This window comes from Variovorax sp. SG517, assembly GCF_013376045.1.
Lineage (GTDB): Bacteria > Pseudomonadota > Gammaproteobacteria > Burkholderiales > Burkholderiaceae_C > Variovorax.
In genome coordinates this window covers 1-20,968 of the sequence record NZ_JABMJG010000006.1, presented here as the reverse complement: position 1 = coordinate 20,968, position 20,968 = coordinate 1, and the positions used below count along the sequence as shown (strand labels likewise).

Here is a 20,968-nt window from a genome sequence, read left to right as displayed (position 1 = left end):
ATCGATCCTTGTTTTGCTTCCATGGCAGCAGCGCAGCCAGGCCGATGCGCCGAACGCAGCAGGTCTGGTGCTCGGCTGCTGCTGGAGCAGCAGAAATCGCGTGCTTCGGCGCGTTTGCGCAGGCAGGGCGACTGGCACGCTAACTGCTGAATCGCCTCATGCAACTTTTCTGGTTTCTTCCCACGCACGGCGACAGCCGCTACCTCGGCACCTCGCGCGGCGCGCGTACCGTGAGCCATCGATATCTGCGGCAGGTAGCGCAGGCCGCCGACGAACTGGGCTACGAAGGCGTGCTGATCCCGACGGGGCGCTCCTGCGAGGACTCGTGGGTGGTCGCGTCGTCGCTCGCGGCGCAGACCGAGCGGCTCAAGTTCCTGGTCGCGATCCGCCCCGGCATCATCTCGCCCACGGTCTCCGCGCGCCAGGCCGCGACGCTCGACCGTTTCTCCGACGGCCGACTGCTCATCAACGTGGTGACCGGCGGCGATCCCGATGAACAGCATGGCGACGGCAGCTTCCTCACGCACGCCGAGCGCTATGAAGTCACCGATGAATTCCTGCGCATCTGGCGCGGCGTGGCCGCCGGCGAGACCGTGAATTTCTCGGGCAGGCACCTGCGCGTGGAGAACGCGAAGACGCTCTATCCACCGGTGCAGAAGCCCTATCCGCCGCTGTGGTTCGGCGGCTCGTCGGACGCCGCGATCGCACTCGCGGGCGAGCAGGTCGACGTGTACCTCACCTGGGGCGAGCCGCCGGCCGACGTGGCCGAAAAGATCGCGAAGGCCCGCGCCGCGGCGGCGAAGCATGGCCGCATGCTGCGCTTCGGCATCCGGCTGCATGTGATCGTGCGCGAGACCAGCGAGGCGGCTTGGCGCGCCGCCGACGAACTCATTTCCTACGTGACCGACGACACCATCGCAGCCGCGCAGAAAGCCTTCTCTCGCTTCGACTCCGTGGGCCAGCAGCGCATGGCCGCGCTCCATGGCGGGCGGCGCGACAGGCTCGAGGTGTCGCCCAACCTGTGGGCGGGCGTGGGCCTCGTGCGCGGCGGCGCGGGTACTGCGCTCGTGGGCAGCCCCGAGGAGGTGGCGGCGCGCATCGAGGAATACGCGGCGCTCGGCGTGGAGACCTTCATCTTCTCGGGCTACCCGCATCTCGAAGAGGCGTACCGCGTGGCCGAGCTGCTGTTTCCGCTGCTGCCGCTCGACCATGTGCGCCCGCCAGGGCAAGCCAACATCACCGGGCCCTTCGGCGAAGTCATCGCCAATGACATCGTGCCGCCTTCTGCACAGGTCGTGCAGGCTTCGCCGGGAGCCCCGCGCGAGAAGGCGGCCGCATGAAGCATTTCTCCGCGGAGGCCGGCGACGAGGTCGTGCCGTGGCATGCGAGTGCGCAGCGCGTTGCGCAGGCCCTGGTCCGCACCGCCGTCGAACGCGACCAGCTCGGCGGTACGCCGAAGGCCGAGCGAGACCTGCTGCGCGACAGCGGCCTTCTGATGCTCAGCGTGCCGGCCGAGCTCGGCGGCCTGGGCGCGAGCTGGCGGCAGACACTCGACGTGGTGCGCGGCTTCGCGCGCGTCGACAGCTCGGTGGCGCACCTCTTCGCCTTCCACCACCTGCTGCTCGCAACCACGCAGCTCTTCGCGCAGCGCGCGCAGTGGCAGCCGTGGATCGAGCAGACTGGCGCGCATCGCTGGTTCTGGGGCAATGCGCTGAACCCGCTCGACAAGTCCACGCGCGCCGAAGCCTTCGACGGCGGGTATGTGTTCTCGGGCCGCAAGAGCTTCTGCTCCGGCGCCAGCGATTCGGACATGCTGGTCGCCTCGGCCCTCGACGCGAACGACCGCCTGCTGATCGGCGTCGTGCCCACGCGGCGCGCGGGCATCACGGTGCTCGGCGACTGGGACAACATGGGGCAGCGCCAGACCGACAGCGGCAGTGTGCTGTTCGACGGCGTGCGCGTCGGGGCGACCGAGCTGCTGCTCGATCCCGGCCCGCTGTCGACGCCGTTCGCCTGCCTGCGCCCGCTGTTGGCGCAGCTGATCCTCGCGAACATCTACCTGGGCCTGGGCGAGGGCGCGCTCGAGGAGGCGAAGGCCTTCACGCTGCAGCAGAGCCGGCCCTGGCTGTTCTCGACGGCCCCGGCCGCGAACGAAGACCCGTACGTGCTCACGCATTACGGTGATTTCTGGCTCGCGCTGCAAGGCGCGCGACTGCTGCTCGACCAGGCCGCCGCGGCCTTCGATCAGGCATGGCTGCGCGGCACTTCGCTCGACGAGCAGGAGCGTGGCGAGGTGGCCATTGCCGTCGCCGCGGCCAAGGTCGCGAGCACGCGTGCAAGCCTCGAGGTGGCGCACCGCATGTTCGAAGTGACAGGCGCGCGAGCCACCACCGCCGCGCTGCGCCTCGACCGCTACTGGCGCAACCTGCGCGTGCACACGCTGCACGATCCTGTGGACTACAAGGTGCGCGAGCTGGGCCACTGGGCGCTCAATGCGCGCCTGCCGCAACCAAGCTTCTATTCCTGAACCTGCCATCGCCATGCAACGGGCCTGCGGCTTCGCGTCGCAGGCCCGTTGTACTTTTCAGCGCTGCTCCCGCTGTTCCGCGCTGCTGCGCAGGAAGCAGTTGCATCGAGCAGTTGCTGCCTGGCGTTCATTCGATGCCCGCATACCGATCTGCCTCAAACGACTATGGCTGCAAAGCTGCTGGCTGATCAGCAGCTCACCCGCAGCCTGTTTCGAATTCAGCACGCACGCGAATAGCCATTTCGCTCTAACTCATTGATTCATAAGGAAAAAGGAAGTGGCACGCCATTCGCATATATCAGGCGTGCCGCGAATCGCTCGTGGCTTCCAAACAGAGGTCATATCAACATGAGTCGAAAACTGAAAGTCGTCGCCGTCTCCGGCAGCCTGCAACGTCCGTCGCGCACGCTGGTGCTGGTCGATCAACTCCTGGCCGCACTTGGCGAGCAGATCGCCATCGAGTCGCGCGTGATCTCGCTGGGCGACATCGGCCCGCAGTTCGCCGGCGTGCTCTACCGCAACCAGCTGCCCGCCGCGGTCGAGGAAAGCATCGCGGCCATCGAGTCGGCCGACCTGCTGCTGGTGGCGAGCCCGGTCTATCGCGGCTCGTACACCGGCCTCTTCAAGCACCTCTTCGACTTCGTACATCACGAGGCACTCATCGACAAGCCGGTGCTGCTCGCGGCCACGGGCGGCAGCGACCGCCATGCGCTGGTCATCGACCACCAGCTGCGCCCGCTCTTCAGCTTCTTCCAGGCGCTCACGCTGCCCATCGGCGTCTATGCGGTGGAGAAGGACTTCGAAGGCTACGAGATCGCCAGCCCCGCGCTGCGTGAACGCATCGCATTGACCGTGGCGCGTGCCGTGCCCCAGCTGCGCGATGCCTCGCCGGCCGCCACGTCCACCACACCGACCGCGCCCGCCATCCGCAAGCCCGCGCCGGTCGCGCTGGCCGCCTGAAGAAGCCTTCGTTCCGATCGATCGTCCCCACAGAGAGAAACCTGCCATGAGCCAACCGTCGTCCTCCACCGCCGCCCCCGTCAAGTTCGCCTACTGGGTGCCCAACGTCAGCGGCGGCCTCGTGGTCAGCACCATCGAGCAGCGCACCGACTGGAGCCTGGAATACAACCAGCGCCTCGCGGTCGCGGCCGAGAAGGCCGGCTTCGAGTACGCGCTGAGCCAGATCCGCTTCACGGCCGGCTATGGCGCGGAATACCAGCACGAGTCGGTGTCCTTCAGCCAGGCGCTGCTGCATGCCACCACGAAGCTCAAGGTGCTCGCCGCGATCCTGCCCGGACCGTGGAACCCCGCCGTGGTCGCCAAGCAGATCGCCACCATCGACCACATCTCCAACGGCCGCATCGCCATCAACGTGGTCAGCGGCTGGTTCAAGGGCGAGTTCCAGGCCATCGGCGAGCCCTGGCTCGAGCACGACGAGCGCTATCGCCGCTCGAACGAATTCATCCGCGCGCTCAAGGGCATCTGGACTCAGGACAACTTCACCTTCAAGGGCGACTTCTACCGCTTCAGCGACTACACGCTGAGTCCGAAGCCGGTGCAGAAGCCGCACCCGGAGATCTTCCAGGGCGGCAGCTCGCGCGCCGCGCGCGACAACGCGGCCAGCGTGTCGGACTGGTACTTCACCAACGGCAACACGCCCGAGGGCCTGAAGGCGCAGATCGACGACATCCAGGCCAAGGCGGCACAGAACGGCCACACGGTGCGCATCGGCGTGAACGCCTTCGTCATCGCCCGCGACACGGAGGAAGAAGCCAAGGCGGTGCTGGCGGACATCATCAAGCACGCGCACGTCGAGGCGGTACATGCCTTCGGCGATGCAGTCAAGCAGGCCGGCAAGGCATCGCCCGAGGGCGAGGGCAACTGGGCCAAGTCGACCTTCGAGGACCTGGTGCAATACAACGATGGCTTCCGCACCAACCTCATCGGAACGCCGCAGCAGATCGCCGAGCGCATCGTGGCGCTCAAGGCCATCGGCGTGGACCTGATCCTCACGGGCTTCCTGCACTTCATCGAGGAGGTGGAGTACTTCGGCGAGAAGGTGCTGCCGCTGGTGCGCAAGCTCGAAGCGGAGCAGGCCGCGCGTGCAGGCCAGCCCGCCAAGGCGGCACTGGAAGCCGTGGCGTGAGCCTCGCCGTGATGCCCGATCTTTTCTTCGAGGCCGGACCGGGTCCATTGGGCGTCGACCCGGTGGCTTTCGTGCCCGCAGGCCGCACCGCGTCGGCGAGGGAAGACGCCACGACGTCGGCGGTGCTGCGGCTGGAGGGCATCGATCTGTCCTTCGGCGGCGTGACCGCGCTGTCGGGTGTGGACCTGTCGATCGCCAAGGGGGAGATCCGCGCCGTCATCGGTCCCAACGGAGCTGGCAAGAGTTCGCTGGTCAATGTCATCAGCGGGTTGTACCGGCCCGACCGCGGGCGCGTGTGGATCGGCGGACGCAGCTTCGGCCATGTGCCTACAGCGCGGCTGGCACGGCTGGGCGTCGCGCGCACCTTCCAGAACCTGGCGCTCTTCAAGGGCCTGAGCGTGCGCGACAACATCGTGCTCGGCCGCGTCGATGCGGCACGCTCCACCTTCGTCGAGCAGCTCATCGGGCTGGGCCGCGCACGGCGGGAACGCGAGGATGCGCGTGCCCGGGCCGACGCGATCATCGGTTTCCTCGGGCTGGGTGCCGTGAGCGAGCGGCTCGCGGGCACGCTGGCCTACGGCCTGCAGAAGCGTGTCGAGCTGGCGCGTGCGCTGGTGGCATCGCCTCGACTGCTGCTGCTCGACGAGCCAATGGCCGGCATGACGGTCACCGAGAAGAGCGAGCTCGCGCATTTCGTGCGCGCCGCCCGCGACGAGTTCGGCACCACGATCCTGCTGATCGAGCACGACATCGGCGTGGTGCTGGGCCTGTCGGACCACGTGGCGGTGTTCGACCACGGCCGCAAGATCGCCGACGGCACGCCCGCCGAGGTGCGCAGCGACCCGGCGGTGATCGACGCCTACCTTGGCGTGGCACACGGCGACGACATCGAGGGGGCAGCCTGATGGACGGTTTCGACGCCGGTTTCTTCGCCGAAGTCCTCCTCGGCGGCCTGCTCTCGGGCGTGATGTATTCGCTGGTGGCCATCGGCTTCGTGCTGATCTACAAGACATCGGGCGTTCTGAACTTCGCGCAGGGCGCGCAGCTGCTGTTCGCGGCGCTCACCTTCGTGAGCCTGGTCGAGCGCGGCGTGCCTTTCGCGCTGGCGCTGCTGCTGACCTTCGCGCTCATGGTGGCGCTGGGGCTGGTCATCGAGCGCACGGTGCTGCGCCCGCTGGTGAACCAGCCGCCGATCACGCTGTTCATGGCGACGCTGGGCCTGTCCTACGTGATCGAGGGCGTGGCGCAGCTGGTGTGGGGCACGCAGGTGCACGCGCTGGAGCTGGGCATCGCCGACGAGCCGCTGCAGTTCCTGGGCATCATGGTCTCGACCTTCGACCTGTTCGCCGCCGCCACGGCCGCCGTGATGGTCGCGCTGCTCTCGGCCTTCTTCCGCTACACCCGTGTGGGCCTGGCGTTCCGTGCGGTGGCGGACGACACTTACGCGGCCATCGCGGTCGGCCTGCGGCTGCCGCGGATCTGGGCCACCGTGTGGGCCGCGGCCGGCGTCATCGCGCTGGTGGCCGGCCTGCTCTGGGGCGCACGACTGGGCGTGCAGTTCTCGCTCTCGCTCGTGGTGCTCAAGGCTTTGCCGGTGCTGGTGCTCGGCGGCTTCGACTCGATCCTCGGCGCGATCGTCGGCGGACTGGTGATCGGCGCGCTCGAGAAGCTGGCCGAGGTGTACATCGGCCCCTTCGTGGGCGGCGGCATCGAGAGCTGGTTCGCCTATGTTGCGGCGCTGGCCTTCCTGCTGATCAGGCCCAGCGGGCTGTTCGGGCAGAAACTGGTGGAGCGTGCCTGAGCCATGCGCAATGTTTCCGTACCTCTCTGGACCTGGCCGCTGGCCGCGCTCGTCTTCGCCTTCGGCATCGTGCCGTTCGTCGCGTCCGGCTATGTGTTCGATGCACTGCTGATCCCGTTCTTGGCGCTGTCGCTGGCCGCGGTGGGGCTCAACCTGCTGACCGGCTATGCGGGCCAGCTGTCGCTGGGCACGGCCGCCTTCATGGCGGTCGGTGCCTTCGCCGCCTACAACTTCAACCTGCGCATCGAAGGCTTGCCGCTGCTCGCGAGCATCGGGCTCGCGGGCCTTGCCGCCACCGTCGTCGGGCTGGTGTTCGGCCTGCCGAGCCTGCGGCTGCGCGGCTTCTACCTGGCGGTGTCGACGCTGGCCGCGCAGTTCTTCGTGCAATGGGCGCTGACCAAGTTCGGCTGGTTCAGCAACGACAACCCTTCGGGCGTGATCGATGCGCCGGTGCTCGAAGTGGCGGGGATCGTGTTCGACACGCCCGTGCGGCGCTACATCTTCTCGCTGGGCGTGGTGACGGTGCTCACCCTGCTGGCATGGCGGCTGGTGCGCACGCAGACGGGCCACCACTTCATCGCCGTGCGCGACAACGAACTGGCGGCGCGCGTGATCGGCGTGCCGGTGCTGCGCACCAAGCTGCTGGCGTTCGCGGTGTCGTCGTTCATCGTCGGCGTGGCCGGCGTGCTGTGGGGCTTCGTCTACCTGCGCACGGTGGAGCCCGCGGGCTTCAACCTCGACCGTTCGTTCCAGATCCTCTTCATCGTGATCATCGGCGGGCTCGCGACGATCCGCGGCGCCTTTCTCGGCGCTGCGCTGATCGTGGTGTTTCCGCTGCTGCTTTCGCGTGCGGGCAGCCTCCTGTTCGGCGGCTGGTTTGACTCCGGCGTGCTCGACATGAGCCAGCGCATCGTGCTGGGCGCCTTGATCATCTTCTTCCTCGTCGTGGAACCGCAGGGACTGGCCGCCCTGTGGGACCGCACGCGCAGGCGGCTGGCGGGCCCTTCCGCAGCCTGAGCGCACGACAACTTTTTCTTTTCCTTCGCACCCCGAGAGCCTTCATCACATGTCCTTCATCAAGCACCTGAAAACCGCGGCCGTGGCCGTCACCCTGGCCGCGAGCGGCCTGCAGCTCGCGCATGCCGACGCGAACGAGCAGTTCTTCCCGCTGCAGAGTTATCGCGTCGGCCCCTATGCGGCGGGCGGTACTGGCTTCTTCGGCGGCTTCATCGACTATCTGAACCTGGTGAACACACGCGACGGCGGCGTGGGCGGCGTGAAGCTGACCTGGGAGGAGGGCGAGACGCAGTACGAGGTGGAGCGCGGCGTGGAGGTGTATGAGCGCCTCAAGCAGCGCCCCGGCATCGCGGCCTGGAACCCGCTGTCGGTCGGCATCGCTTACGCGCTGATCGACCGCGTCACCGCCGACAAGGTGCCGCTGCTCACCATCAACCACGGCCGCACCGACACCACCGACGGGCGCGTGTTCAAGTACATCTTCCCGCTACTGCTGAACCCGTACAGCGAGACCTCCGGCATCGTGAACTACATCGCGGGCAAGGAGGGCGGTGTCGACAAGCTCAAGGGCAAGAAGATCGTGGTGCTCTACCACGGCTCGCCCTACGGCAAGGAGACCATCCCGATCTATGAACTGCTGTCCAAGAAATACGGCTTCTCGCTGCAGCAGATCGAGGTGCCGCACCCCGGCAACGAGCAGCAGTCGCAGTGGCTCGCCATCCGCCGCGCCAAGCCCGACTACGTGGTGCTGCGCGGCTGGGGCGTGATGAACCCGGTGGCGCTGAAGACCGCGCAGAAGACGGGCTTTCCGGTCGACCACATCGTGGGCAACGTCTGGTCCAACTCCGAGGAAGACGTGATCCCCGCGGGCGATGCCGCCAAGGGCTACGTGGCCATCACCACCGTGGCCGCGGGCGCCCAGTACCCGGTGCTGCAAGAGATCACCAAGACCGTCTACGGCGCGGGCAAGGGCAACCTGCAGGACCCCAAGCGCATCGGCAGCGTCTATCACAACCTCGGCGTGCTCAACGGCATCCTGAACGTGGAGGCCATCCGTATCGCGCAGGCCAAGTTCGGCAAGCGCACGCTCACCGGCGACGAAGTTCGCTGGGGCCTGGAGAACCTGAAGATCGACGAGGCGCGCGCGGCCGCGCTTGGCGCCAAGGGCCTGTTCCATTCGATCAACGTGACCTGGGACAACCACGAAGGCGATGGCCGCGTGGCCTTTCAGCAGTGGGACGGCAGCAAGTGGAACGTGGTGTCCGACTGGATCGCGCCCGACTGGAAGCTGCTACGACCGATCATCGAGAAGTCTTCGCTGGCCTATGCCAAGGAGAAGAACGTGAAGGTGCGCAAGAGCATCGACGACTAGAACCTGGCTCGCCCCCCAGGCTACGCACTCCGTGTCTTCGCCAACCCCCTGCCGGGGGCAACACCAGCGGCCCGGCAAAGCCGGTTCCGCGGTGTTCCTGGCTTGATACCCCACCGACCAAGATTTGAAAGCCACGTCCATGTCCGCCGTTCCTCAACCGCCCGTATCCATCCAGTCGGCCGCCAACGACCCCGTGCCCGGCCTGCCGCTGCCGGCTCGACCCGCGCACGTGATCCGCGACGATGCCGAAGCCATTGCCGTGGCGCACGCATTGGCCGCCAGGCTGATCGTCGGCGCCTCCGAGCGCGACCGCCTGCGCCGCTGGCCGGTCGAGGAGATCGATGCCTATTCGCAGAGCGGCCTGTGGGCCATCAACGTGCCGAAGGCCTTCGGCGGCGCCGAGGTGTCGTATGCCACCCTGGCCGAGGTGATCGCGATCATCTCGGCGGCCGATCCCTCGCTCGGGCAGATCACCCAGAACCACCTGGGCTTCGTCGCCGCGGTGCGCACGGTGTCCGATGCCGCGCAGCAGAAGCTCTTCTTCGCGGACTTCCTGCGCGGCGTGCGCTGGGGCAATGCGTTCTCGGAGTCGGGTTCCAAGCGCGCGGCCGACTTCGAGACGCGCTTCACCGATGCGGGCGACCACGTGGTGGTGACTGGCAAGAAGTTCTATTCGACCGGCGCGCTGCTTGCGCACTACGTGCCCATCGTGGCCAACGACGAGCAGGGCAGGACCTGGTACGTGGTGGCCGAGCGCAATGCGCCGGGCCTCACGGTGATCGACGACTGGTCGGCCTTCGGCCAGCGCACCACGCTCAGCGGCACGGTGATCATCGATCGCGTGAAGGTGCTGAAGACCCACCTGATCCCGGCCTACAAGGGCTACGACGCGCCCTCGGCCGACGGCGCGATCTTCCAGATCATTCAGGCGGCGGTCGACGTGGGTATCGCGCGTGGCACCATCGCGGAGACGGTCGACTTCATCCGCACCAAGACGCGCCCCTGGATCGACAGCCAGCGCGACCATGCGTGGGAAGACCCGTACTCGATCCAGGCAGTGGGCGACCTGCAGATCCGCCTTCATGCGAGCGAGGCGCTGCTGGAGCGCGCCGGCCGCGCCATCGACCGCGCGGTGGCCGCGCCCGATGCCGACAGCGTGGCCGCGGCGCAGATCGCGACGGCGGAAGCCAAGGTGCTCTCCACCGAGATCGCGATCTTCGCGACCAACAAGCTCTTCGAGCTGGCGGGCACGCGCTCGACGCTGGGCCAGTACAACCTCGACCGGCACTGGCGCAATGCACGCACGCACACGCTGCACGACCCGGTGCGCTGGAAGTACGCCATCGTCGGAAACTACTTCCTCAACGGCGTGAAGCCGCCGTTCCACGCCTGGAGCTGAGGCGATGACGACACCCTTGCTGCGCGTCGAGGCGGTCGAGGCGGCGTACCAGGGCTCCATCGTCGCGCTGCATGGCGTGAGCCTGGACGTGCGCGCGGGCGAGATCCATGCGCTGCTCGGCGCCAACGGCGCGGGCAAGTCGACGACGCTCAAGGCGGTGTCGAATCTGCTGCCGGCCGAGCGCGGGCAGGTGACGGCCGGGCGCATCGTCTTCGACGGGCACGACACGGGGCGCACCAGCCCGGCCGATCTCGTCCGCCTGGGCCTGGTGCAGGTGCTGGAGGGCCGCCACTGTTTCCGTGCGCTCACCGTGGAAGAGAACCTGCTGACCGGCGCACTTGGCCGCGGTGCACGGCGCGCTGAGATCGCCGGGGACCTCGCGCGGGTCTATGGGATTTTTCCGAAGCTCAAGGACAGGCGGCGCACGCTCGCCGGCCTGTGCTCGGGCGGCGAGCAGCAGATGGCGGCCATCGGCCGTGCGCTGATGTCGCGGCCACGGCTGCTGGTGCTTGACGAGCCCTCGATGGGGCTCGCGCCGCTGGTAGTGCGCGACATCTTCGAGCAGCTGCGGCAGCTCAATCGGGAAGAGGGGCTGTCGATCCTCGTTGCGGAGCAGAACTCGACCGTTGCACTGCAGTACGCCGACCGCGCGACCGTGCTCGAGGCGGGGCGCACGGTATTGAGTGGCGACGCGCAGGTGCTGCAGCAGCGCGCGGACATTCAGTCTTTCTATTTCGGGGAAGGCGGGATAGGCCGCGGCGTGGAGGCTGAAATCGCGGCCTGACGACTCCTGTGGCACGAGGCGAAATGAGGTGCGCCGGAGTTATGAAAGGCACGCCCTCGTTTCGTTGCCCGTTGCCGTTGCCGTTGCCGTTGCCGTTGCCGTTGCTGGTGCTGGTGCTGGTGCTGGTGCTGGTGCTGCCGCCGGGGCGGGTGCAGCAGGGCGCGCTCGAACAGGCCGCTTTCGATTTGCCGGGCCAACTCGCGCACCGGCCAGCCCTGTTGCGCCGTCATGCGCAGGTAAAACTCGCGCTCCTCCTCGCGTTTGGCGCGGCTGAGGATGTGCAGGTGCGACGACTAGGAGACTTCTCTCAACAGCGTTGAGAGTTTCGAGTCCGGCGGATAGGCTTGGAAGAACTGCCGCATGCGCCACAGATTCTGGGCCGAGAAGCCGCGCCTGTTCGGCTCGCGCCGCGCGATGTAGGCAGCGAGCTGCCCACGGTGCCCGGGACCCAGCCGTCGGCCTCGATGCGCCGTTGCGAGGTACTCGCGGACGGTCCAATATTTTGTATTATTGGTTTATTTGCTGTACAGCAAATAAGAGAAAATAGCCCGAAAATGAGCTAAACTAGCTGCGCAGCTAATATCCTCTATAGGCCAAATATCTCTTCTCAACCGCTCCGGTCGTTCATTGACGAGCTCGTAATCCTTACGGGCGCGGAAGAGCTTTTCCTGAAAGAGGAGGTTCCTTTCGGCGATCAGTTACGGCGCCCTCGACTCGATGCTCTTGTTCGCCTGCAACTGCCAATCGGGGGCAAAGTCGATGTGGCGATCGAAGTTCTTGGTCAGGCCTACCCCCGGGATATCCTGCAGGCCGTACACCAGCTGAGAACGTATAGGGAGGTGGCGTCCGGTGGCCCCCAACCCGTCGAACTCGCCGTCGTGGCGGAACACATCAGCCCGGGCGCAAGGCAGGACCTGAAGCACGCCGGCATCAATTATTTCGACGCTTCCGGCTCCATGTACTTCCGACACAGAACGTACATGGTGGTGCGAGAGATGATCGGCACGCAGCACAAGCCCCGGCGGCCGGTTCGTCTGTTCTCCGGGGCTCGTGAAAAGGTCGTGCATGCGCTGCTGGAGCAGTGGCGCAGGACGGAGAGCGGTGAACTTCCCACCGGGGCAGACCTTTCGATCGAAGCGGAGGCGTCGACGTACACGGTGTCGACCACGATGCAAGAACTCGAACGGGAGGGATGGGTCGAGACGATAGGCGCCGGCCCACACCTTCGACGGCGGCTCGTTAAACCCGAAGGGCTTCTTGACGCCTGGGCCGACGACTGGGTTTCTCGCAAAGAAAAGCGGTCGCGTTGGTATGTGCTGGCTCGATCGAACCCGGTCGATACGGTGCTCTCCAAACTGCAGGACTACGATGGCTGGGCACTCACTGGTGCGGCCGCCGCCAACGCAGCCGTGCCGCACCTGACATCGGTGGACCGCGTGCAGGTGATCGTGCCCCCTGGCCAAGCCCAGACCTGGGCGGACCAACTGCAGTTCAAGCATGCCGAGAAAGGGGCGAACGTGGTTTTCATTGAACGCGAGGGCGCCTCGCTCATGTTTCTTGAAAGCCACGCCGAGCGACTCGGCTCGCGATTTGCCAGCAGGTTCATCCAATACCTGGACCTGCTGAGCGGCTATGGGCGTGACAAGGAACTGGCGGAAGAATTTCGGCATCGCGCACTGCACATGGGCGCGAAGGCGTGAGCATGAAGCACAAGACGTTCGCGGAGTACGATGACGAGCTGACGCGCGCCTGCGAGGCGGCCTTGGGAATGTTGCTGCGTGCCTTCGGCACGCTCGCGTCGACTTTGCGCCTGGTCGGCGGACTTGTGCCGCGCTACCTCACACCTGAAGCACCACCGGACGTGCCTAAGCACGCAGGCACGACTGACGTCGACATCGTCCTGGCAATCGAGGTTCTCGCCGAGAAGGGCAAGTACAACAAACTGAGCGCGCAACTGAAGGCCAACGGGTTTTCGCGCGTGCTCAACAAGGATGGCAATCCCAGTTCCTGGCGCTGGGAGAGGAAGGTCGACGGGCAAACAATCGTCGTGGAGTTCCTCCAGCACACCGACGACCCCGCCAAGAATGCGCGCGCGGAATCGGTTGTCGACGAAGGTGTCTCGGCGATGCAGATCCTGCACGCTGGCGTGGTCCACGAAATGTACCTCGAGCGGGAAGTCATCGTCGAACTACCGGACGGCAACGGCAAGACAAAGGTCCAGATCCGTTATGCCGATGCTGTGGCGTTCATCCTGCTGAAGGCACTCGCTTTCGATGACAGGAAGACGAACAAGGACGCCGCGGATCTCGTCCACGTGATGCGCTATGCGGACTCGACCGAGAAGCTGGCCGTGCAATATGCCGATCGACTGAAAGAGGGCAAGCACCACGAGGCCCTAGAGCAAGGCCTACGAGCCTTGGAGAGGAAATTCTGCGACGAACAGGGCATTGAGGGCTTCGAGAAGGAGGGGCCTGCGCAGTTTTGCGCTTTCCACGAAATCGGCGAACAAGGTAGCGACGATCGCATCCTCGAACAGCGAAACGTTAGCGCCTTAGTCACTGAGTTTGTGAAAATCGTGCGCGACCATACGAAAGCCTGAACTATCTGTATGAGTCTGCGCCTCAGCGGCGTTGTTGCTCCCTCGCACGTCTGTTCTCACAGCAAATCAGCGCGGATTCGCGCCTCTGGCCCTGTTCTACGCCCGAAACTAGGCACGCACGCTGCTAGACAACGGCCGCCATCGAGTCCATCGCGCCGAAGATTGGATGCGTTCCCCAGACCTTGAACGAATGGGTCAAGCGTGCCGAAGTCGATGCCGGCGTACGCGAAGGCGTCACGACCAGTGAGGCTCAGCGGATGAAGGAACTGGAGCGCGAGAACAAGGAACTGCGCTGAGCCGACGAGATACTGAAGCTGGCCAGCGCGTTTTTCGCCCAGGCGGAGCTCGACCGCCGGCTCAAGTCCTGAAGGACTTCATCGACAAGCATCGCGATGCCTTCGGGGTCGAGCCGCTCTGCAAGGTCTTGCAGGTCGCCCCATCGGCATATCGAAGGCATGCGGTGCTGCTTCGAGAGCCCCACAAGCGCTGCGTCCGGGCTCATCGCGACGAGATGCTGATGCCGCAGATTGAACGTGTCTGGCAGGCCAATATGCAGGTCTACGGCGCCGACAAGGTGTGGCGGCAACTGGCACGCGAAGGCGTTGTCGTGACCCGCTGCACGGTCGAGCGACTGATGCCTAGGCTGGGCCTGCGTGGTGCGATGCGCGGCAAGATCGTGCGCACTACGGTCGGTGATGCGAAGGCGCCATGCCCGCTGGACCGGGTCAACCGGCAGTTCTGTGCCGAGCGGCCGAACCAGTTGTGGGTCAGCGACTTCACGTACGTCTCGACCTGGCAGGGTTGGCTGTACGTGGCCTTCGTCATCGATGTGTTTGCCAGGCGCATCGTCGGCCGGCGGGTGAGCAGTTCGATGCGAACAGACTTCGTGCTCGATGCGCTGGAGCAAGCTCTGTACGCCCGGCAGCCCGAACGCGATGGAGGACTGGTCTGTCACTCCGACAGGGGCTCGCAGTACGTCAGCATTCGTTACACCGAGCGGCTTGCAGAAGCAGGTATCGAGCCGTCGGTGGGCAGCACGGGCGACAGCTATGACAACGCCTTGGCCGAGACCATCAACGGGCTCTACAAGGCCGAACTAATTCATCGTCGAGCGCGCTGGAAAACCAAGGAGGCCGTGGAGTTCGCAACGCTCGAATGGGTGTCGTGGTTCAACCACCATCGCCTGCTCGAACCCATCAGGTATATCCCGCCAGCAGAAGCCGAGGCAAACTACTACCGGCAACTCGCCAGTCAGAACACCGACGTGGTGGCCTGACTTAAGGCTACGCTGAAAAAGGTCCACGGCCACCTCGGCTGATTCGTTGATCCGAACATGAAGCAACAGACCTTGGCGATGGCTGCAGACAAAGGCTTTGAGCAATTCCGCCGCCCGACGAAGCGGGACGTGTTCCTCAACATGATGGACAAGATCCTGCCCTGGCAGGAGCTTTGCGCGGTGGTGCAGCCGCACTACCCCAAGGGCGAAGGCGGGCGCCCGCCCGTCGGACTGGAGCGGATGCTGCGCATGTTGTTCGTGCAGCATTGGTTCAATCTGGCGGACGAGGCGTGCGAAGAGGCGTTGTATGACAGTGCAAGCCTGCGCAGCTTCGTGGGCATCGACCTGGGCCGTGAGCGTGTTCCCGATGCAACGACGCTGCTGAGATTTCGCCGATTGCTCGAGAAGCACCACCTTGGGCAGGCGCTGTTCGCCAAGGTGGGCGAAGTGTTGCAAGGCCAAGGGCTGAAGGTAGGCACCGGCACGATCGTAGATGTGACGATCATCAGCGCGCCCAGTTCCACGAAGAACGCTGACAAGAAGCGAGATCCAGAGATGCACCAGGTGGCCAAGGGCAAGAACTGGTTCTTCGGCATGAAGCTGCACATTGGCGTGGACAGCCGCACGGGGCTGGCCCACAGCGCGGTGGTCACGGCGGCCAACGTGCACGACAAGCACCCGTTGCCCGAACTGCTGCACGGCGAAGAGTTGAAGGTCTACGGAGATTGCGCCTATGCGGGCCAGCAGGAGTTGATCACCAGCAAGGCGCCTGCGGCGCTGGACTGCACCAACGAGCGTATGCGCAAGGTCGATGGCGAGCCCGATGAGAGCCAGCGGCTGAGCAACCGCAAGAAGTCCAAGGTGCGCGCGCAGGTCGAGCACGTGTTCGGTGTCATCAAGAGGCTGTGGGGCTTCAGCAAGGTCCGGTATCGTGGACTTCACAAGAACGCGACCAGGGCATTCACGGCCCTTGCGCTGGCCAACATCTACATGAGCCGAGGGCTGCTGCTGGTGCGCGTGCGCCCGTGAAACGTCCGGGGCCTCGCAACGCGGCCCGCCGATGCGCAACAAAGGGGAAACCCCGCCATCCTGAATGACGATCAGCGCAATGCAAAGCCTGCAGCACGCTCAATGCCGAAAAAGGGTGGCTACTTCAGCGTAGCCTTAAACCAAACGGCCTCCGCGAATCCCGGGGCGATTCAATCACAGTCACTGGTCTCTAAAAGGTTAGGACACGCGCAGGTACGCCAACGCCGGTCTCCGAACCGCGCGGTGGTCACCACCGAAGCCCAGCGTGGCGAATAGGGCTTCATGCGATGCTCTCTCAACCTCCGTCCGGATACTCCGGGGCTTACCAGGTCACCTTGAATCCTGCCTGCGCGCCCCAGCCGTGTCCACGGCTGGAACGCCGGTACCGTCAATGTTGGCCACAGCGTCTCTTATTGTTAGGACGCCTATTGGTGTCCTTGATCAAGAGTGTAGGAGACATACCGTTGCAGCGTCCAGAATGGAAGTCTGCTTGTTGGCAGCGAGCGATGAGGAATTGGTCAACGTCTCAGACGCAAATGGCTTCTCGTCTTCTTCCTCTTGCAGGTGGACGCCGCGTCCGAGAAGCTCAGTTGCTCATCGTCCGGATTGTCCAGATTCCTTTGCTCGATACAACATCCCCCAGCATGATTTGCGGGCTCGTTCAGACCTTCCGCAGGTCGTCTCCGGATTTAGCAGTTTTCGAGAACTCCATCGCATAGTCGAGAAATCTCTGTGCCGCGGGGGAAGGGGTGCGACGCGCCTGGAACACGACGCTCACATCCCGCCGTACCACTGGTGCCCGGATGCGGCACACCGACAAACCTGCGAAGAATGGCAGGCGGGCAATTTGGCGAGGGGCAATCGTGTTGGTGAGCCCCTGCGAGGTCAGGGCGAGCGCGGTAGTCAGCAGTCCAACCTCATGGGAGAGCTGCAGCGAGATGCCGGCGGCAAGCGTCGTCTTGTCGATGATCTCTCGGATGCCGTAGCCCGGGCGCGTGAGTGCCACCGGGATGCGCTGCAGACCCCGCCAGGTCACGTGATCACGCTCGATCCCGGGCATCGTCGATGGCATGACGAGGCACAGCTGATCCTCGAAGACGCGATGCTGCTTGAATTCGGTGTCGTCATGGCCGAGGAAGCCGAAGCCAATGTCTGCCTGCCCCGAAGCGAGCGTCACGGCGAAGTGCTCCGGCGTCACGTCGATGACATCGACGCGGACCTCTTTGTATGACGCCGCAAAGCCTGCGATGAGACTGGGCAGCAAGGTCTGGGCCAGCGTTGGGGTGGTCACGATCGACAGCCTGCCGCCGCGTGCCTGTGTGTGTCGGAACATGTTCTCCATGTGGCGGCTGTCCCGCAGCATGCGTTCTGCGACCGGTGCAAGTTCGATAGCCGCCAGGGTCGGCACCAACGAACGTGTGGTCCGGTCGAACAGCGGCGCGCCGACCGATTCCTCCAGCTGCTTGAGACTCATGCTGACCGCCGACTGGGTCATGTGCAACTGCTCGGCAGCCAGGGCGATCTTCCTGCGCTGAAACACCTCGAGAAAGCAGCACAGCTGCCGAAGCTTGATCCGCGTCATCAAGATTTCTGAAGAAACATTCGAAAAGTTGAACTTTACCGGCTCCACTGCACAACGGCCTAATTGCGCATCAAAAGGAGACAAAAAGATGAGAGTCATCACCCTCGAGGAGCACATCACAACCCCCATGCACAAGGATGCGTCCTTCGATGCGGTGCGCCAGACTTGGTACGCTGCTCGTAGCGCCCATGTGGGCCACGACATCGAGAGGGAACTGCTCGATGTCGGTAGCAGCCGCTTGGCGAGCATGGACGCGACCGGCATCAGCCTGCAGGTTCTGTCGCTGACCACCCCAGGGTGCCAGGCCTTCGCCGGCGATCAGGCGATCTCGATGGCGAGGGACGCGAACGACAGAATGGCTGCAGCCGTCGCCGCGCATCCTGATCGCTTCCGTGCGTTTGCCGCCTTGCCGACGGCGGACATACGCGCTGCCCTCACAGAGTTCGAGACCCGCCTCGACCAAGGATTCGTTGGGGCGATGATCAATGGGCACACGTCGGGGCGCTTCCTCGATGACAAAGCCTTGTGGCCGCTGCTGGACATGGCGCAGTCGCGCGACGTTCCCATCTACGTGCATCCCGGCACGCCACACCCCGGGCTGATGGGAAGCTACTTCAAGGGTTACGAGGACCTGGCGCGACCGGCATGGGGATTCGCGATGGATGCGAGTATGCATTTCCTGCGAATGCTATTTGGGGGCGTCTTCGACGAGTTCCCGCGCTTGCGAATCATCCTGGGACACATGGGCGAAGGTTTGCCCTTCGGCTTCGAACGGATGGAGGATCACACGCCCTATGTCGTTAGTCGCCGTGGCCTGAAGAAGAGTCCGCGCGATTGCTTCCGCGAGAACCTCCTGATCACTACGAGCGGCGCATTCTCCGCGCCGGCCTTCCAGTGTGCGCTCGACATCATGGGCGAAGACAACATCCTGTTCTCGGTGGACTGGCCGTATGAGTCCAATGCGGTCGGCACCAGGTTCTTCAATGCGCTCGATCTGCGCGGTGCCCTGCGAGAGAAGCTTGCCTGGAAAAACGCCGCACGGGTCCTCGGGCTTGACCTCGCCGACACGGTGCATTCGGCATGAGGCGGCGCCACCTCCTCCAAGCAGGCGCGCTTTGCGCCTGGTCGGCCTTCGAGCCGGTCGCTCGTGCCGAAAGTTACCCGTCAAAATCCGTTCAGATTGTCGTGCCGTTTCCACCAGGCGGCACCAACGACCTCCTTGCGCGCGTGATGGCTCAGAGCCTTGGCGAGCGAATGCCAGGCAATTTCGTGATCGACAATCGCGCCGGCGGCGCGGCGGGCTCGGTAGGAGCGCAGGCGGTAGCCGCTGCAAGGCCAGACGGGTACACGCTTCTGCTGGGCAACACGGCGAGCCTCGCCATCAACCAGAGCGTCTACCCGAATCTGCGCTACGACCCACAGCGCGACTTCGAGCCGATCAGCGTTGTGGGCGGTTCGTCGCTGGTGCTCGTGGTGAACAGCAAGGTGCCTGCCAGGAATGTGGCGGAGTTCGTGCAACTTCTGCGGTCGTCGCCGGGGCAGTATTCGTATGCATCCGCCGGTGCGGGGTCGCCCCTTCATCTGGCAGGGGAGCTGTTCAAGTACCGGACTGGTGCGGAGATGCTTCACGTTCCCTATCGCGGAACGGCGCCCGCGTACACGGACCTTCTTTCGGGGCGCATCTCTGCAATGTTCGACAACACCACGACCGCGGTGCAGCACGCCCGCGCGGGCACGATCCGGGCGCTGGCGGTGACGGGCGCGCGGCGCAGCGCACTGTTTCCTCAGGTGCCGACGCTTGCAGAAGAGGGGTTCAAGGACATCGAAGTTCTCGTATGGTTCGGGCTGGTGGCGCCGAAGTCAACGGACGCGGCGATCATCAGCCGGCTGTCACGAGCCGTCGCGACAATCGCGAAGGGCGACGAAACCCGCCGCCGGCTTCTTGAGTTCGACATCGACCCTTGGGGCAGCACCCCCGAGGAAATGCGCCGGTTCATGGCGAGCGAGTCTGCGAAATGGAAGGCGGTGGTACAGAGATCGAACATTCGGCTCGAGTGATACGCGGGGCGTCTTGGGCTAGCCATGGGTTTGCCCACGCGATTTCCTTCTGGAAATCCGTGGGCTTTGTTGCTTTCTTGATCGGTGGGTTCGCGGTGCGTCTGGGCTTACTGCGCAGGCGTGATCTTCCGGGCCTTGACGACGTCGCCCCACATCTTCGTCTCATTGCGGATCAGCGCGTCGAGTTCTTCGGCCGTGCTGCCGACGGCGACGGCCGACAGGGCCGCGAGGCGCTCTCTGATCTCCGGCTTCGAAGCAACGGAGCGCCAGGCTTCGGTCAAGGTCGCAACGATGTCTTTTGGTGTCCCAGCCGGCGCCCAGACGCCGTACCAGGCATCGACGACATAGCCAGGCACGGTCTCGCTGACAGTCGGAATGTCCTTCAGTCCCTCTGCCCTCCGCTTGCCCGTCTGCGCCAGAGCACGAACCTTGCCGCTCGCCACCAAGGCGGGCACCTGCGCGGCAGGACTCATCGACAGCTGGACCACGTTGGAGATCAGGTCGGCGCTGAAATTGCCGGCGTAGTTCACCGGCAGAACCTCCGCGCCGGTCTGGTAGGCCAGGAGTTGCGACCCGAGGTAGGCTGCAGACGCAAACCCGGTGGCGCCCATCGCGAGCTTGCCGGGCTGTGACTTCGCATACGCCACGAGTTCCGGAAATGTCTTCACTGGCACTTGCGCATTGACGATCCAGACGAAGGGCGCAGCCGCGAATTCGGAAATCGGCAGAAGTTCCTTATGAGGGTCGTAGGGCAAGTTGTGTGCCCGATGCGAGACACTGATCCAGGCGCCGGTGGCGCCCCACATCATCGACAAGGGCATTCCGACAGCCGGGCTACTCGCGCAGGTGCTGGTGGCGAAGTACCTTGATCACCTGCCGCTGTACAGGCAGGAAGCCATCTTCGGCCGAGCGGGCCTCGCGATCCCTCGCTCGACGCTGGCCGCTTGGGTGGGCCAGTGCGGCGTTCACCTGCAGCCGCTGGTGGATGCGCTCAGGAGCGAGATGCTTCGCAGCCAGGTGCTCCATGCGGACGAGACCCCCGTGGCCATGCTCAAGCCCGGCCACGGCAAGACGCACCGGGCGTACCTCTGGAGCTACTGCACGACGGCCTACGACGCACTGTCCGCAGTGGTGTTCGACTTCGCCGACAGCCGCGGCGGGCAGCACGCCCGGGCCTTCCTTGGGCTTGGCGGCGAGAACGGCTGGCGCGGCACCCTGGTGTGCGATGACTTCTCGGGCTACAAGGCCTGCTTCGAGCTCGGTGTCACCGAGGCCGGCTGCTTGGCGCATTATCTCGAGCGTCGTTTTATGTGGAGCACGACCTGCGATCACAGGCGCGATGCGGTGTGGCGTGGTCCTTGGCACCGCATAAGAACTG

The 20,968-nt window shown here is 65.0% G+C and carries 17 protein-coding genes, 3 pseudogenes and 1 other annotated feature; of the genes and pseudogenes, 17 read left to right on the top strand and 3 right to left on the bottom strand.

Annotated elements, in window-relative coordinates; all coding sequences use genetic code 11:
* Positions 1–158 precede the first annotated feature (158 nt).
* The 10 genes from ssuD (at position 159) to FHT32_RS18660 (ending at position 11,046) form a co-directional block, all read left to right on the top strand.
* Complete coding sequence (ssuD, locus tag FHT32_RS18705; protein ID WP_176666117.1) at positions 159–1,340, top strand: FMNH2-dependent alkanesulfonate monooxygenase; 1,182 nt, start codon at positions 159–161, stop codon at positions 1,338–1,340.
* Positions 1,337–2,527 carry an acyl-CoA dehydrogenase family protein gene (locus FHT32_RS18700; protein WP_176666116.1) on the top strand — a complete coding sequence of 397 codons (1,191 nt, stop codon included), beginning with the start codon at positions 1,337–1,339 and terminating at the stop codon, positions 2,525–2,527. Before ssuD ends, FHT32_RS18700 begins: the two co-directional genes overlap by 4 nt.
* A gap of 348 nt (positions 2,528–2,875) precedes the next feature.
* Positions 2,876–3,487 (top strand): FMN reductase, encoded by a 612-nt coding sequence (gene msuE, locus FHT32_RS18695; protein WP_176666115.1) that lies wholly within the window; start codon positions 2,876–2,878, stop codon positions 3,485–3,487.
* 46 nt (positions 3,488–3,533) lie between these two features.
* Positions 3,534–4,673: a dimethylsulfone monooxygenase SfnG gene (gene sfnG, locus FHT32_RS18690; protein WP_176666114.1), complete on the top strand. Its 1,140-nt coding sequence runs from the start codon at positions 3,534–3,536 to the stop codon at positions 4,671–4,673.
* A gap of 11 nt (positions 4,674–4,684) precedes the next feature.
* Complete coding sequence (locus FHT32_RS18685; RefSeq protein WP_176666534.1) at positions 4,685–5,578, top strand: ABC transporter ATP-binding protein; 894 nt, start codon at positions 4,685–4,687, stop codon at positions 5,576–5,578.
* Positions 5,578–6,474, top strand: coding sequence for a branched-chain amino acid ABC transporter permease (locus FHT32_RS18680; protein ID WP_176666113.1), 897 nt, complete (start codon positions 5,578–5,580; stop codon positions 6,472–6,474). The genes FHT32_RS18685 and FHT32_RS18680 overlap by 1 nt, the downstream gene beginning before the upstream one ends.
* 3 nt (positions 6,475–6,477) lie before the next feature.
* Positions 6,478–7,491, top strand: a complete 1,014-nt coding sequence (locus FHT32_RS18675; protein WP_176666112.1) for a branched-chain amino acid ABC transporter permease — start codon at positions 6,478–6,480, stop codon at positions 7,489–7,491.
* Between the two features lie 49 nt (positions 7,492–7,540).
* Positions 7,541–8,863, top strand: a complete 1,323-nt coding sequence (locus FHT32_RS18670; protein WP_176666111.1) for an ABC transporter substrate-binding protein — start codon at positions 7,541–7,543, stop codon at positions 8,861–8,863.
* Between the two features lie 139 nt (positions 8,864–9,002).
* Positions 9,003–10,262, top strand: coding sequence for an SfnB family sulfur acquisition oxidoreductase (locus FHT32_RS18665; protein WP_176666110.1), 1,260 nt, complete (start codon positions 9,003–9,005; stop codon positions 10,260–10,262).
* 4 nt (positions 10,263–10,266) lie between these two features.
* A complete protein-coding gene (locus FHT32_RS18660; protein WP_176666109.1) occupies positions 10,267–11,046 on the top strand; it encodes an ABC transporter ATP-binding protein in 780 nt (259 codons plus the stop codon).
* Here FHT32_RS18660 and FHT32_RS35435 read toward each other — a convergent pair.
* Positions 10,992–11,498: pseudogene (locus FHT32_RS35435) on the bottom strand (DUF1016 N-terminal domain-containing protein). The gene FHT32_RS18660 and the pseudogene FHT32_RS35435 sit on opposite strands and share 55 nt — an antisense overlap.
* A gap of 309 nt (positions 11,499–11,807) precedes the next feature.
* Between FHT32_RS35435 and FHT32_RS35430 the strand changes: the two are divergent.
* The 4 genes and pseudogenes from FHT32_RS35430 (at position 11,808) to FHT32_RS18630 (ending at position 15,950) form a co-directional block, all read left to right on the top strand.
* The gene (locus FHT32_RS35430; RefSeq protein WP_176666108.1) at positions 11,808–12,746 is read left to right on the top strand and encodes a type IV toxin-antitoxin system AbiEi family antitoxin; all 939 of its coding nucleotides are present in this window, start codon (positions 11,808–11,810) and stop codon (positions 12,744–12,746) included.
* A 2-nt stretch (positions 12,747–12,748) separates the two neighbouring features.
* On the top strand, positions 12,749–13,645 hold the full coding sequence (locus FHT32_RS18640; protein ID WP_176666107.1) for a hypothetical protein: 897 nt from the start codon (positions 12,749–12,751) through the stop codon (positions 13,643–13,645).
* A 134-nt stretch (positions 13,646–13,779) separates the two neighbouring features.
* Positions 13,780–14,921, top strand: a pseudogene (locus FHT32_RS18635) (IS3 family transposase); the annotation flags it as partial.
* Positions 13,968–14,084 (top strand) — a sequence feature (AL1L pseudoknot). It overlaps the preceding pseudogene by 117 nt.
* Before the next feature lie 57 nt (positions 14,922–14,978).
* Positions 14,979–15,950, top strand: a complete 972-nt coding sequence (locus FHT32_RS18630; RefSeq protein ID WP_176666106.1) for an IS5 family transposase — start codon at positions 14,979–14,981, stop codon at positions 15,948–15,950.
* Between the two features lie 661 nt (positions 15,951–16,611).
* On the opposite strand, the gene FHT32_RS18625 is transcribed toward FHT32_RS18630, so the two are convergent.
* Entirely contained in the window at positions 16,612–17,631 is a 1,020-nt protein-coding gene (locus tag FHT32_RS18625; RefSeq protein WP_176666105.1) for a LysR family transcriptional regulator, read from the bottom strand.
* On the opposite strand from FHT32_RS18625, the gene FHT32_RS18620 reads away from it, so the two are divergent.
* Both FHT32_RS18620 and FHT32_RS18615 read left to right on the top strand, forming a co-directional pair.
* The gene (locus tag FHT32_RS18620; RefSeq protein WP_176666104.1) at positions 17,621–18,616 is read left to right on the top strand and encodes an amidohydrolase family protein; all 996 of its coding nucleotides are present in this window, start codon (positions 17,621–17,623) and stop codon (positions 18,614–18,616) included. The genes FHT32_RS18625 and FHT32_RS18620 overlap by 11 nt on opposite strands.
* Entirely contained in the window at positions 18,613–19,590 is a 978-nt protein-coding gene (locus FHT32_RS18615) for a tripartite tricarboxylate transporter substrate binding protein (protein ID WP_176666103.1), read from the top strand. Before FHT32_RS18620 ends, FHT32_RS18615 begins: the two co-directional genes overlap by 4 nt.
* 107 nt (positions 19,591–19,697) lie before the next feature.
* Here the strand turns inward: FHT32_RS18615 and FHT32_RS18610 are convergent, their stop codons facing one another.
* Positions 19,698–20,345: a Bug family tripartite tricarboxylate transporter substrate binding protein gene (locus FHT32_RS18610; protein WP_371132198.1), complete on the bottom strand. Its 648-nt coding sequence runs from the start codon at positions 20,343–20,345 to the stop codon at positions 19,698–19,700.
* A 4-nt stretch (positions 20,346–20,349) separates the two neighbouring features.
* On the opposite strand from FHT32_RS18610, the pseudogene FHT32_RS18605 reads away from it, so the two are divergent.
* Positions 20,350–20,898, top strand: a pseudogene (locus tag FHT32_RS18605) (IS66 family transposase); the annotation flags it as partial.
* Between the last annotated feature and the right edge of the window lie 70 nt (positions 20,899–20,968).

Bases quoted from the DNA above. Each gene is read 5' to 3' on its own strand.
- FHT32_RS18665 (WP_176666110.1), top strand. From the start codon at position 9,003: ATGTCCGCCGTTCCTCAACCGCCCGTATCCATCCAGTCGGCCGCCAAC.
- FHT32_RS18615 (WP_176666103.1), top strand. From the start codon at position 18,613: ATGAGGCGGCGCCACCTCCTCCAAGCAGGCGCGCTTTGCGCCTGGTCG.
- FHT32_RS18625 (WP_176666105.1), bottom strand. From the start codon at position 17,631: ATGACTCTCATCTTTTTGTCTCCTTTTGATGCGCAATTAGGCCGTTGT.
- FHT32_RS18640 (WP_176666107.1), top strand. From the start codon at position 12,749: ATGAAGCACAAGACGTTCGCGGAGTACGATGACGAGCTGACGCGCGCC.
- FHT32_RS18680 (WP_176666113.1), top strand. From the start codon at position 5,578: ATGGACGGTTTCGACGCCGGTTTCTTCGCCGAAGTCCTCCTCGGCGGC.
- msuE (WP_176666115.1), top strand. From the start codon at position 2,876: ATGAGTCGAAAACTGAAAGTCGTCGCCGTCTCCGGCAGCCTGCAACGT.
- sfnG (WP_176666114.1), top strand. From the start codon at position 3,534: ATGAGCCAACCGTCGTCCTCCACCGCCGCCCCCGTCAAGTTCGCCTAC.
- FHT32_RS18685 (WP_176666534.1), top strand. From the start codon at position 4,685: ATGCCCGATCTTTTCTTCGAGGCCGGACCGGGTCCATTGGGCGTCGAC.
- ssuD (WP_176666117.1), top strand. From the start codon at position 159: ATGCAACTTTTCTGGTTTCTTCCCACGCACGGCGACAGCCGCTACCTC.
- FHT32_RS18620 (WP_176666104.1), top strand. From the start codon at position 17,621: ATGAGAGTCATCACCCTCGAGGAGCACATCACAACCCCCATGCACAAG.
- FHT32_RS18630 (WP_176666106.1), top strand. From the start codon at position 14,979: ATGAAGCAACAGACCTTGGCGATGGCTGCAGACAAAGGCTTTGAGCAA.
- FHT32_RS18675 (WP_176666112.1), top strand. From the start codon at position 6,478: ATGCGCAATGTTTCCGTACCTCTCTGGACCTGGCCGCTGGCCGCGCTC.
- FHT32_RS18670 (WP_176666111.1), top strand. From the start codon at position 7,541: ATGTCCTTCATCAAGCACCTGAAAACCGCGGCCGTGGCCGTCACCCTG.
- FHT32_RS18700 (WP_176666116.1), top strand. From the start codon at position 1,337: ATGAAGCATTTCTCCGCGGAGGCCGGCGACGAGGTCGTGCCGTGGCAT.
- FHT32_RS18660 (WP_176666109.1), top strand. From the start codon at position 10,267: ATGACGACACCCTTGCTGCGCGTCGAGGCGGTCGAGGCGGCGTACCAG.